Annotated in this window: 12 protein-coding genes; 7 read left to right on the top strand and 5 right to left on the bottom strand. The window is 49.6% G+C overall.

Going from position 1 to position 13096, the window contains the following annotated elements; translation table 11 throughout:
- Positions 1-22: 22 nt before the first annotated feature.
- Positions 23-319: a hypothetical protein gene (locus M0R47_RS11925; protein WP_292554900.1), complete on the bottom strand. Its 297-nt coding sequence runs from the start codon at positions 317-319 to the stop codon at positions 23-25.
- Between the two features lie 723 nt (positions 320-1042).
- Positions 1043-1717 (bottom strand): DNA repair protein RadC, encoded by a 675-nt coding sequence (radC, locus tag M0R47_RS11920; protein ID WP_292554897.1) that lies wholly within the window; start codon positions 1715-1717, stop codon positions 1043-1045.
- 86 nt (positions 1718-1803) lie between these two features.
- On the opposite strand from radC, the gene coaBC reads away from it, so the two are divergent.
- The 6 genes from coaBC (at position 1804) to M0R47_RS11890 (ending at position 9227) form a co-directional block, all read left to right on the top strand.
- Positions 1804-3024: a bifunctional phosphopantothenoylcysteine decarboxylase/phosphopantothenate--cysteine ligase CoaBC gene (coaBC, locus tag M0R47_RS11915; RefSeq protein WP_292554894.1), complete on the top strand. Its 1221-nt coding sequence runs from the start codon at positions 1804-1806 to the stop codon at positions 3022-3024.
- On the top strand, positions 2996-3460 hold the full coding sequence (gene dut, locus M0R47_RS11910; RefSeq protein ID WP_292554892.1) for a dUTP diphosphatase: 465 nt from the start codon (positions 2996-2998) through the stop codon (positions 3458-3460). The genes coaBC and dut overlap by 29 nt, the downstream gene beginning before the upstream one ends.
- Positions 3461-3486: 26 nt before the next feature.
- The gene (locus M0R47_RS11905) at positions 3487-6078 is read left to right on the top strand and encodes a phosphomannomutase/phosphoglucomutase (protein ID WP_292554889.1); all 2592 of its coding nucleotides are present in this window, start codon (positions 3487-3489) and stop codon (positions 6076-6078) included.
- Between the two features lie 136 nt (positions 6079-6214).
- Positions 6215-6607, top strand: coding sequence for a hypothetical protein (locus M0R47_RS11900; protein ID WP_292554887.1), 393 nt, complete (start codon positions 6215-6217; stop codon positions 6605-6607).
- 261 nt (positions 6608-6868) lie between these two features.
- On the top strand, positions 6869-8629 hold the full coding sequence (gene argS / locus M0R47_RS11895; protein WP_292554886.1) for an arginine--tRNA ligase: 1761 nt from the start codon (positions 6869-6871) through the stop codon (positions 8627-8629).
- Between the two features lies 1 nt (position 8630).
- Positions 8631-9227 (top strand): SPOR domain-containing protein, encoded by a 597-nt coding sequence (locus M0R47_RS11890; protein ID WP_292554883.1) that lies wholly within the window; start codon positions 8631-8633, stop codon positions 9225-9227.
- Positions 9228-9278: 51 nt separating this feature from the next.
- Here M0R47_RS11890 and M0R47_RS11885 read toward each other — a convergent pair whose 3' ends face one another.
- On the bottom strand, positions 9279-9710 hold the full coding sequence (locus M0R47_RS11885) for a cupin domain-containing protein (protein ID WP_292554880.1): 432 nt from the start codon (positions 9708-9710) through the stop codon (positions 9279-9281).
- Positions 9711-9832: 122 nt separating this feature from the next.
- Positions 9833-10084 carry a DUF2171 domain-containing protein gene (locus M0R47_RS11880; protein ID WP_292554877.1) on the bottom strand — a complete coding sequence of 84 codons (252 nt, stop codon included), beginning with the start codon at positions 10082-10084 and terminating at the stop codon, positions 9833-9835.
- A 617-nt stretch (positions 10085-10701) separates the two neighbouring features.
- Between M0R47_RS11880 and M0R47_RS11875 the strand changes: the two genes are divergently transcribed.
- Positions 10702-11292: a Uma2 family endonuclease gene (locus M0R47_RS11875; protein ID WP_292554875.1), complete on the top strand. Its 591-nt coding sequence runs from the start codon at positions 10702-10704 to the stop codon at positions 11290-11292.
- A 78-nt stretch (positions 11293-11370) separates the two neighbouring features.
- Here M0R47_RS11875 and M0R47_RS11870 read toward each other — a convergent pair whose 3' ends face one another.
- Positions 11371-11853, bottom strand: coding sequence for a copper resistance protein NlpE (locus M0R47_RS11870; protein WP_292554873.1), 483 nt, complete (start codon positions 11851-11853; stop codon positions 11371-11373).
- Between the last annotated feature and the right edge of the window lie 1243 nt (positions 11854-13096).

The raw sequence follows: 13096 nt of genomic DNA, 5'->3' as shown, positions 1-13096 counted from the left end.
CAAGACTGGTTCCGCTAAACTTTCAAGTATCACCTGAATCCTGGCTTTCATCGTCTTCGGCGCCCCGGATTTGCCCTGCGCTCACGTTGCGCCGACCAGTCTCGTTGTTGGCTAGATTTTTTTGCAGGTCTGCAAAGTGAATCATTAAACAGTCACCATGAGAGGATGAAATAAGGATAATGTCGCCATACTCGGGATGCTTGGTACATTTAGCTGCAATCATTCCGGCGAACTCGACCCTGTCCACTTCATCGTGAACATATTCGGAAATATCCGCGTATTGCTGTATTGTCAGAGGTGTTATCTTTGCGTCTTTCATTTAGATAGTCTCCGCTAGATTAAAGAAAGGCGAGCATAGCAAGTAGCTATTATTTTGCTTTGTTAAGACCATGTTCTTTTTCATTATTGGGATTTAAATCCAACCCGCATATAAACTACCCTTAACATTAAGAACTCTCCTCATATAGCCTGGGGCCAGTCCCTGAAAAAAGTCTGGGAACTGGCCCAACTTAATTCATAAAAATCCAAGAATCGTTCTATTCCGTGTTAATTAGCGGTCAAGGTCAATGCAGTGCAAATAAGACTTACGGTCAAAGAGCAGCACTACCATTAATGTGATTTGAACAATGATGTTAAATATCCATGCTATGTTTTTCATGATAATTTCCTCAAAGCGAATTTACAAACTTATGCTTGCGCTTCAATCATGTCGGCAATGTCGATCTAGCACTCCTTATCGGCCGACATTTTTATTACTAAAGGCAAGACATTAAATTCCAATCAGTCATTGCTCCATAACACCATTTTTTGAAAGTTTTCATCACGGCGAAAAAGACGGTGCTTTACATTTTGCCGGGGTATGGTTTCATTCCTCAAAAATAAGTTGGTGTTGCATAAGCGATATTTAGGGTAAGTCATCCAATTTATTCAATCAATAAGTGCTGATACCTATTAAGTTGACCCGCTATTGAGCTGGATGCGCGGCATTAAGCAGAGCCTCAGGTATTTCCGCTTTTTGACTTTAAAAAGCCAGCCATTTTCATCACAACAAACCATGCTCTGCAAACGAATAAGGCTGTCCGTCACCGATAATAAAATGATCCAGCACCCGTATATCAAACAAGGCTAAGGCCTGCTTAAGCTTTTCGGTAATGTGTTTATCGGCCTGGCTGGGTTCGGAAATGCCGGACGGGTGGTTATGGGCGAAAATGACCGCTGCCGCATTATGGCGCAGCGCCTGCCTGGCAACCTCCCGCGGATAAACGCTGGCGCCGTCTAGGGTGCCTCTGAACAATTCATCCAGTTGGATGACCCGGTGCTGGTTATCAAGAAACAGGCAGGCAAACACCTCATAGCTGTAGCCGCGCAACTGCGCGCTGAGATAGGAACGGGTGATGTCCGGACTGGTTAACGCATCGCCGCGCTGCAAGGCTTCCTTAAAATGTCGCCGGGCCATTTCCAGCACGGCCTGGAGCTGGACATAAGTGGCCTCGCCCAAGCCTTTGCCCTCGCAAAAACTTTGCTGGTCGGCGCCCAATAAAGCTTTCAATGAACCGAAATTGCTCAACAACTCACGAGCCAGGTCAACTGCGGATTTACCGGGCAAGCCGGTACGCAGGAAAATAGCCAGCAGTTCCGCATCGGTTAAAGCGGCTGAACCGCGCCGCAACAGTTTTTCTCTAGGTCGATCTTCAGCCGACCAATCTTTAATAGACATGGGCTTTCCTCTATACGATAGGAATTAAGCATAGAAGAATTTTCTCATCCTTGCCATAATGTCATCATTTGTTCAACTTTCCGGGCATGACTATTAACAAGCATATTTTATTGGCTGTCAGTGGCGGCATTGCTGCCTACAAGTCGGCTGAGCTAGTCAGACTGTTGCGAAAACAGGGCGCTACAGTGCGCGTAGTGATGACCCGATCAGCCATGCAGTTTGTCAGCCCGCTGACTTTCCAGGCGCTGTCCGGCCATCCGGTGCATAGCGAACTGCTTGATGCGGATGAAGAAAATTCGATGGGGCATATTAATCTGGCGCGCTGGGCCGATGCATTGATTATCGCCCCGGCAACGGCCAATACCCTTGCAAAGTGCAGCCACGGCCTGGCTGACGATTTATTATCGACCTTGTATCTGGCGGCAACCTGTCCTGTTTACATTGCCCCGGCGATGAATCAGGCCATGTGGCATAAACCGGTCACCCAAGAAAACATCCAAAAACTCAAAAACCACGGCGTTATCGTGATCGGCCCCGAACAAGGCGATCAGGCTTGCGGCGAAACCGGCTTCGGCCGGATGTCCGAGCCTGCGGAAATCTGCGACCGTTTAATGGCTGAACCGACCGCGCAATGTTTAAGCGGGTTCAAGGTTTTAATCAGCGCCGGTCCGACCCGCGAACCTTTGGACCCCGTCCGCTACATCACCAATCGCAGTTCCGGAAAAATGGGCTATGCGCTCGCCAAGGCCGCACTCAAAGCGGGCGCCAAGGTCACGCTGGTCAGCGGCCCGGTATCGCTGGCCGCGCCTGCCGGTGCCGATGTGATCAACGTAGAAACCGCCGCGCAAATGCATGTGGCGGTTATCGCCAAAGCCCCGGAACATGATATTTACATCGGCGCGGCGGCTGTTGCAGATTACAGCCCTGCCCTCATGGAAAACGAAAAAATAAAAAAACAGGACAGCCAAACCACGCTAACGTTAGCGCTGCAAAAAACCAGAGACATTCTGGCGGAAGTTGCGCAACTTCCTAACCGCCCGTTCACGGTCGGATTTGCCGCGGAAACCCATGATCTTGAACAATACGCGCTGGACAAATTGGCGCGAAAAAACCTGGATATGATTGCGGCCAATTGGGTGGGGCGCGATCAGGGCGGCTTTGACAGCGAGCAAAACGCATTGCAGGTATTCTGGAAAGAGGGTCAAAGAACCCTGGAAATGACCGACAAAAATCGCTTGGCCGAACAACTCATCAGCTTAATCTCAGAGAGAATGGAACATGAAAGGCACAACAAAAATACAGCTTAAAATTCTGGACGGTCGCCTGGGCAAAGACATTCCGTTGCCTGAGTATGCGACATCCGGTTCGGCGGGGCTGGATTTACGCGCCTGCCTGGAGGAGCCGGTCGAATTGAAACCGGGCGAGACAGTGCTGATTCCCACCGGACTGGCTATTCATATCGATGATCATCAATTAGCCGCGGTTTTGTTGCCCAGATCCGGTCTGGGGCATAAACACGGTATCGTGTTGGGCAATCTGGTCGGGCTGATCGATTCAGATTATCAGGGACAGGTTTTCGTGTCCTGCTGGAACCGGGGCAACACTGCCTTTACGATTAATATCGGCGAGCGCATCGCGCAAATGGTTTTTGTGCCGGTGGTGCAGGTGGAATTCGAACAAGTCGCCGAGTTTGACCAAAGCTTGCGCGGGATCGGCGGTTTTGGTCATACGGGTCGTCACTAAGCCGTTATCCATGGAGCTATAAATAAATGATACGACTATTTTCCTTATTGTCAGCGCTGGCTGTTTTAATGGTTTTAACCGCCGGAGTCGGCGTTTACTGGATCGGCGCGTCCCAAATTACGCAATCAAAGCAAGACTCAACGGCAGCAATCGCAAAGAGCGTCGCATTAGGCATATCGGCACAGATCAATCTGTTAACCGACACACTGGAAAAAATGGCGCAGGACCCCGAAGTGTTGGCAGCGGTCACCAGCGCAGACGCCGCCCAATTAACCTTAGTGTCTGAAAAACTTGAAAAGCATTTGCCCTTCATTCTGAAGGTCAGGCTGTTATTGCCCGGCGTCAGCGAGCTTGATGACAAAAGCGTGCCCAAAATGGGTTATGCCGACCTGGACATGGTGCGGGAAACGTTTACCAAGAATCAATTGCCGGCCATACAAGGCGATAACGGGCCTGACCGGCATCTGGCTATCGCCCGTGGCATTATGCAGAATGGTCAAGTGGTCGGCGTCATTCTGGCCAGCTTGAAATACGACTTTATCAGTAAAATCGTTCAGGCAGCGGAGCTAAAAGACGGGCATATTGAACTGAAACAAGCAACACTGGTATTAGGTGCTGCCGGCGCACCGGTTAGAGCAGAGCAAAACAGCGATGCGCAAGTGCCCGTAGCCAATACCGGCTGGCAACTTCATTACCAGTCTGCCGACAGTGCAAGTTCTGAAGGGCTGGCGCTCATTGCCGGCATAGTTATTTTCCCGGCGTTATTAACGCTGCTGGCTTTTTTTATGGGGTACCGGAAGCTCTCAACGCTGCTGAAGCACGATCTGGGCAGCGTGATAAAAGCCTGTAAAGACATGATGACTAACAAATTACAAGGTACCTACCCTGTTAAGTTATCCGAAATTAACCCCGTTATTTCAACACTGGCGCAGTTCAAGCGGGTTCTGGATAATGGGGACAGCGATGTAACCGACGGTAATATCGTTACCGAAACGAACGATTTTTTTGGTGGCTTCGACGATTTCATGGCCGCGCCTGTTTCTGACAGCTTGGCGACATTTTCTCCAGCCATGGAGGTTAAATCAGCCGCTACGCCGGAAGAGCAACGCATGGAACAGCCGCCTAAAGCGCCCGCCGACGCCCCCCATATCAATCAACCCGCTGTCGCGCTCAACAAACCGGAAGTCGTTGAAAAAACCGTACCGGACTTCTTTGACATGCCCATTTCCAGCAAAAAAGCGGCTGGTACCGACATCATTTTCAGGGCTTATGACATCCGTGGCATAGTCGGCAAGACACTGACTAAAGAAGTGGTTTACGACATTGGCCGCGCACTGGGCACCCAGGCTAAAGAGCAGGGCTGTAAAAAAATCGTGGTCGGCCGGGATGGCAGAACTTCCAGCCCTGTATTGGCGGAAGCCCTGGCTAAAGGGATTATTGCAACCGGACTCAATGTGCTGGATATAGGCATGGTGCCTACGCCGGTGCTTTATTTTGTGGCGCGGCACACCGAAGGGCGCTCCGGCGTGATGATTACCGGCAGCCATAACCCTGCCGATTATAACGGCCTGAAAATGGTCATCAACGGCGAAACGCTGGCCGGCGAAAAAATCCAGCAGCTTAAAGCCTGCATTGACAGCCAAGCCTATGCCACGGACAAACCCGGCAGCATCGAGCAGAACACCCACTTCAGCAGCGAATACATCGGCATTATTTCTGAAGATGTGCGTATTGCCCGGCCTATGAGCGTTGTGCTGGACTGCGGCAACGGCGTTGCCGGCGAGCTGGGCCCCATGCTGCTGAAAACGCTGGGCTGCGAAGTCATGGAGCTATTTTGCGACATCGACGGGACTTTCCCTAACCACCATCCGGACCCCAGCAACCCTAAAAACCTGAGTGAATTGATTGCAACAGTCAAACATTATAAGGCCGATATCGGCATCGCTTTCGATGGCGACGGCGACCGTTTGGGCGTTGTCGATTCAAACGGCAAGATTATCTGGCCGGACCGGCAAATGATGTTGTTTGCCAAAGATGTGCTGGCAGGCAAACCCGGATCGGAAATCATCTACGACGTTAAATGCTCCCGCCATCTGACCGATCAGATCACAAAATACGGCGGCAGGCCGATAATGTGGAAAACGGGGCATTCCTTAATGAAAGCCAAGCTCAAAGAAACCGGCGCAAAATTGGCCGGTGAAATGAGCGGACACATTTACTTTAATGACCGCTGGTTCGGTTTTGACGATGCCTTATATGCGGCCGCGCGTTTGCTCGAAATAATGTCCAAAGACACACGCAGCAGTGCCGAGGTGTTTGCCGATTTCCCCGACAGCGTTAGTACCCCGGAATTGAATGTCGCGCTGGAGGAAGGTGAAAACTTCACCTTTATGAAAAGCCTGTTAGCGGCAGCCAAGTTTAGCGACGGTAAAATCACCGATATAGACGGACTGCGCGTCGACTTTCCGAACGGCTGGGGGCTGGTGCGGGCATCAAACACCACGCCGTCGCTGGTCATCCGTTTCGAGGCCGACTCGGAAGCCGCCATGAATAGCATTCAAGAGCAGTTCAGGCCGTTGATGAAAAAGATCAAGTCTGATATCGCCTTGCCTTTTTAACACGCATGCAAAATTTTACCGCAAGAGAAACCCTACAAAGACAAAGTTAAATGCTGCCCGACTCAGGTTTCTTGTACAATAGCGCTGCTAGAGAAATCGTAGTTTTATACTCAGTTTTTTAACTCAGGAAAGCATAATGAAAAAAATCAAACTCTTACTTGCGGCATCCTTGTTGGGCTTATCTTGCATGACTGCATTTGCCGGTGCCCTGACGTCCAACAAAGACATCATCGGCAGCTGGTTTTTGGAATATACAAAAAAATCGCCGGAAGATACTGAAAAGAAACCGATGGGCATGACCTGGGTGATCGATAACAGCCAGTTGATCCAAAAAGATATTCCTCAAGTCAGAGGCAACCCCTATGATGCGCCGGCAGTTGACTATATTGTTGAAGACGGCAATTTAAAAGTCAGCATACTGGGCAGAGCAGGTAAATATGATGTTTACTCGGTAGTGGAAAAAACCGATACCACTATGGTGCTTAAAGATAATAAGTACGGCACTTACATGTATTTCACCAAAAAATAAATCTCCCCCCGCCGAGGCTTAACATTTAAGTCTCGGCACACCCTTTACCTTGCTCTAACTCCTTTTCTTGGCGGCATCGTAATTACCCTGTCTTACTCTTTGCACCTCGCTCGTTTCCATGACGGGACAGCACAGACAAGAAGCCAAGTTGGCCGTTCTGTCATCCAATGAATTGCTATTGATTTTGTTTGAATGGATAATCGAATGATTTTAATGGATAATGCACGCCTATTTACATGATCTAACCTACGCAGTGAAGCAATGAAAAAAAAGATAGAGGAACTTATCCTGCAATCCGTTGAAACACTTAAATCGGACGGTGTTCTCGCCCAGGAAATCATCCCGAACATTAATATTGACCGTACCCGTGACCCACAACACGGCGATTTTGCTTCGAATCTGGCATTAATGCTGGCTAAACAAGTCAGCACAAACCCGCGCCAACTGGCCGAAAAACTGATTGCCGCACTGCCTCAAGATGACGCAATTATTAAAGTTGAACTGGCGGGGCCCGGCTTTATCAATTTTTTTATCGATCCCACAGCCCAATATCAGATCGTTAAGCAAATCCACGACGAAGGTCGGAAGTTCGGCTTGAGCCATGTCGGTGCCGGTAAAAAAGTGCAGGTCGAGTTCGTTTCCGCCAATCCTACCGGACCTTTGCATGTCGGTCATGGACGCGGAGCCGCCTATGGCTCGGTGGTTGCCGATTTATTGGATGCAGTCGGCTTTGACGTGCATCGCGAATATTATGTCAACGACGCCGGGCGGCAGATGGATATTCTTGCCACCAGCATCTGGCTCAGATACCTCGAAGAATGCGGCGAAGTCGTGCATTTCCCCAGCAACGGTTATCGCGGCGAATATGTGCGCGAAATCGCTAACGACATTCACAACAACACTAACAATGATTATCGCAGACCGGCAGAGCTGGTGTTTGAAGACATTCCTCTCGATGAACCTGCGGGCGGCGACAAAGAAGAACATATCGATGCGCTGATAGCCCGCGCTAAAACCTTACTGGGGGCATCGCTATATCAGGACTTTTTTCAAATAGGCTTGGACAATATTCTGGATGACATCAAAATCGACTTAAGCGAGTTTGGCGTTAATTATCAGGAATGGTTTTCAGAACGCCAGTTGATGGATGACGGTTCGGTGGAAAAAGCACTGCAACGCTTGCGTGACAGCGGCCATCTCTATGAAAAAGATGGCGCGACTTGGTTTGCCTGCGCCGATTTAGGCGACGAAAAAGACCGGGTGGTGGTCCGCGACAACGGCCAATCCACCTATTTTGCGTCCGATATCGCCTACCACATGAACAAACTGGACCGCGGTTTCGACCGGATCATCAACGTTTGGGGCGCCGATCATCATGGCTACATACCTCGCGTCAGAGCGGCTATGACGGCTTTGGGCGCCGATGAATCGAAATTAAAAGTGCTGCTGGTGCAGTTTGCCTCGCTGTATCGCGGCGAAGAAAAAGTGCAAATGTCGACCCGCTCCGGCGAGTTTGTCACCTTGCGGCAATTGCGCAATGAGGTGGGCAAAGATGCGGCGCGTTTCTTTTATGTGATGCGCCGGTCGGAACAGCACATGGACTTCGACCTGAAGCTGGCGACCTCCCGGTCCAACGAGAACCCGGTATTTTATGTGCAGTATGCCTACGCCAGAGTGTGCAGCGTGTTACGTCAGTTGGACGAGAAAAACCTGGAGCGGGATCTGCTGCTGGGCATGACCAACCTGGCGCTGCTGACCGAAGAGCATGAAACCAACCTGCTGGGAACCTTGTCGCGCTATCCGGAAACGCTGGAACGGGCGGCATTGCAGTACGAACCGCATCAACTGATTCAATACCTGCGCGAATTGGCGACCGAGTTCCATACTTACTATAATGCGCATCAATTTCTTGTTGATGATGCCAAAATTCGCAATGCAAGGCTCAATTTGATCTGCGCTGTAAAACAGGTGTTGGCAAACGGCTTGGACTTGCTGAATATCAACACACCTGAAGCAATGTAAGATGGCTAAAGACTACAAACATAGAACGCAGAGTAAGAATACCTCCTCGTACAGGCAGAACACAGGCCCAAAAAGCCTCAGCCTGTGGCGATGGATGCTGATTACCGCATTGATTATTTCGTTTGTAGTCTTTCTGGTTTATTTGCGCAGCACCGGCTCAAAGCAAGTAAGCCCTGAGCAAAATATATCTGCCAAGCCGGAAGAGACAAAAGCCGAAGCGCCCAAGCAGGAGAAAAAACCTGAGCCGGGGCCGGTGTTGCCGCAATTTGATTTTTATACCATCCTGCCGGAAAAGGAAGTCATCGTGCCGGATTACGAAATCAACACGCGCGCCAGAGAAGAGCGGGTAGGACAGGCAAAAATCGCCAGTTATATTTTGCAGGCCGGTTCGTTCAGGGAATTTAAAGACGCCGACAGCCTAAGGGCCAAGCTGGCGTTAATGGGCATTGAATCCAGGGTGGAAAAGGCAAAAGTCGGTAACGTGATCTGGAATCGGGTCAAAATGGGCCCTTATACCCAGATGACCAGCGTTAGCACTATCCGGAGCCGGTTAAGGGAGAATGGCATCGACGCGGTCGTTATGGAAGTTAGCCGTTAATAAAAGCCTCTTCTCTATGGCGAATATCCACTTAACTCCCAGCCAATTTATCTATTCTGTAGTCTTACCATCAAAATGTTCGTTATCGGCTTCCGCATCATCGCGGCTATGATGGACGACGCCGTCCCGATGATTCGGCGGTGCATATAGCGTATAAAGCTTTAGCGGAACGCTACCGGTATTAATGATGTTGTGGTTCATCCCGGCTGGAACGATTATCGCGAAGTCCTCCCGGATGGAGGTCCGAACGCCATCAAGCACCACCTCACCGCTTCCCTCCTCTACGCGAAAAAACTGGTCGAGCTGGTGAACTTCGGCTCCGATCTCTTCCTTGGGCTTTAACGCCATCACAACAAGCTGACAGTGTTTTGCCGTGTACAGTACTCGGCGAAACTCCTCATTCTTGACAGTAAGATCTTCGATATTCTGCACAAAACCTTTCATAACGACGCCTTTTTTATTTTTACCGGATGGGAGAGTCATACTGCTGCCTTAACCGTTAACTGAGCGGAATACGAAGCGAACAACAAAAGCGCTTCAACCCCTCGCCCAGCCAACAGTCATTTTGACAACCCCAGGTCAACAGCATGGAGCTGGTATATTTATTAATGTATCGAGGGAGTTGTCGACCACTCCTTCATAGCTTGATCACCCGGACGGTCCACCTTAATCTTGCCGCCTTCGGTTGAGGTTACCCAGCTTACCGGAATGTAATGGTGCTGCCCGGACTTATCTTTATTCAACTTGATGACATCCTGGCCCTCCATGTGATCGACAGTGGCAAACTGGCCGTCTTGAGAACAGACGACAGGCATATCAGGCTTGATTGCGTCGGTATTAACGTTGGATCTAATCATAATCTTGCTCCTGTTAGCTCAATCTGAGCGGGTTATAGGGATCATTGGTCAGGCAAGGCCATATATCAACTTAGTAGACTAATCGCCTCCGCCATTCCTCGCCTGTACTGTAAATTTATACCTGCAACCAAGATCCGTCTGTTCGATTACACACATAGCCACTTCCGGCAAAATCTAAGCTGGAATACTTTATGAAATAGGGCGCGCGCAAGCCCTGCTTGCGGACCGGCAAAGCTTCCGCTCCTCGGCAACTGCTCCTGCGTTACCTACATAATCCACATGGATGTGATGGCCGCGATTGCTCCAGGCAACCTTGCGGCATTTCCTCCATCCGTGGAGGTCAATGCAGATATTGCATAAGGCCATGGATGGCCTGTAGTAGAGCAACGCAGGAGCAGTTGCCTCGAAGCAAATATCTGTCCATGTAGGCAAAGCCTGTACTCCTGATTTATCTCACTTTAAGTTGATAGCAGAAACCGAGACTGGCCTGTTGCTTAATCATGGCAATTTTTGCACTCGTAAATAGACCAAAACCCCAAAATAATATCTGGAGCATATCTGCTATGTTATGCTTTTCAATCAATGCGGATCTGCACGAAATACATGAGGAAACCGATATGGCTTTAGCATTAAAAGATACTCAACATCACTGTTACGGCGATTATCTGACTTGGCCTGATGATAGCCGCTATGAACTGATCAATGGCAGCGCCTATGCGATGGCTCCGGCTCCCGATCTGGCGCATCAGGATGTGGCGGGGGAGATTTACCGGCAAGCAGCTAACATTTTAGTCGGGAAACCTTGCCGCGCTTTCATCGCGCCGGTCGATGTTCGCCTACCGATGCACGATGAAGCGGACGAAAATATCAACACCGTCGTGCAGCCGGACGTATTAGTAGTCTGCGATAGCAATAAACTGGATCGGCGCGGCGTGCGCGGTGCGCCGGACTGGATCGTGGAAGTGTTGTCGCCATCCACGGCCGGACACGACCAGATCAAAAAACGTAATCTTTACGAACGCCATGGCGTCAAAGAATATTGGCTGGTTCACCCGGTAGATCGGGTGCTAACCGTTTACCGTTTGATCGACGGCGAATACGGTAAGCCCGAACTCTACGAATTAAATGGCGAAACCCAGGTCAGCGTATTGCCGGATATTGTGATTCGGTGGGATGAATTGACGGCGCGGTTGCCGGTTGATTATTGACGTTTGGCAAACCAAAAGTAGCGACCGCGTCCAAAACATTTGGGACGGAATGACAGGCTCCGTCCCGCTTGGAGTTGCTTAATGCGCCGAGTGTGACGGCGCTGATTCTTTTATATCAGTTCTACGTAAAATATAGCGTTCTGCAAGTTTTCCGGAGATAAGATTGCCAGTGTTATCGAGCTGAGTAAGCATATTTTCGCCGACAACATATTGCCGTGTAGTTGAGCTATCGCGTGGCGTTAAAACAACCATATTGCGTTCATTGTCCGAAGTAAATTTCCCTTTTTCCACAAACTCCCTTTCTGATTTGCCCACATATTGAGTGATCAAGATATAAGTGTTGTTTTTGTTCAAAGCGAGCGTCGCTTTAACGCCTTTACAATCTTCACAGGGTAAAAACCCGCGATAAACGCCCGGCCAATCAAGACTCTTTTGGCTGTGATGGGCATTTTCATCCTTTGTCTCAGCCGTTTCAGCAAAAACAGAGCTGTAATTTGAAAAAATTGCGATGAAAAGTAAAAAAGCCAGGATTTGTTTAATCTGTTGTTTAAATGTTCGCATATTTTTTCTCAGCAAAACGACGGTAGTAAAAGTGGAATGGACAAGCACAAGACAGCAAAAATCTCCTCACGCCAAGTCCAAACATTATATATTGCCCAGCCGAAGTTCAACGCCGGACGGTGTATGTTACCCCATCCGCAGGCTTTTCGCTGAAGCCAGAGATAGTGGCGGCGCCAAAACGTCCGGGATGGAGCTATAACTATGCCCCACTTAGAACTCAGGAAATAGGGATTAAAAATCTACAGGACGTAGAGCGGTTTCGTGTAGCAACCCGCCCTACAGCTTTATTCCCCATAAGTATCGCCCTCCTCAATCCCCGGAAGCGCCTGCTTATTTGGCGGATAAAGCCCAACACCAAGGAAGCGGTGAAAGCTCGAATAGGGTCACGCACCGGGATGGGATGCCAAGCCATGTTTCACCGGATTCCAATGGATGTAGTCGCAATGTTTTTTCAAGTCACGGTCGTCCCGGATTTGGTGTTCCCAGTAACGCGATTGCTAAATAGTTTGCGCCCGTTTTCGTCGTTGGGATGCAGAGGGCGGTAATTTGAGAGCATCCGGGCAACGACGGGTAAAATAGTTTCTGATCACGTTCCAGCGCATCGAATAATTATGGTCGCCCGGCGGCAGCGTCCAAATACAGTGCAGGTGATCCGGCAGCAGCACGAAAGCGTCAATCGTAAAAGGATGGAGCCGATTTAACGGCCCGGAATGCGGCGCGTAGCAATTCGACGTTATCCGGTTCGCAAAGAAATTTCCGCCGTCGAAAAGTCACGACGGTGAAAAAGTAAGTACCACCCGGGTGTTGACCGTGTACCTGTTAGAGAACGGCGGATACAGCAAGCCCGGACTCTACGAATTCATGGCGAAACCCAGGTCGGCGTGTGTCGGAGATTGTGATTCGGTGGGATGAATTGGCGGCGAGGTTGCCGGTCGATTATTGATGTTCGGCAAATTGCCGATACCGCACCATTAAGGTGTTCGAAACCACGCAGCCCGTATGCAGCGTAGCGGAATACGGGTTAATCAATGCTCCGAAACCCTGGATTCCGCAAGCTCCATCCAGGCTACTTGCTACGAGACTACGGAATTAAAAAGTACATCCACGAAGCATAAGTAGTGTTTGAATGAAAATTAATTAATCTCATATTCATCAATAGGTTATAATGATTTTCCAACACGAAGATGTGTTGCCCTGACCCCGGTTTTGTCTTATTTCCAGCGAAAATCGGCCCGTAACCGCC

Source organism: Methylobacter sp. (assembly GCF_023227905.1).
GTDB lineage: Bacteria > Pseudomonadota > Gammaproteobacteria > Methylococcales > Methylomonadaceae > Methylobacter_A.
The sequence above is the reverse complement of the archived record's forward strand: the minus strand, read 5'-3'. Positions and strand labels throughout refer to the sequence as shown.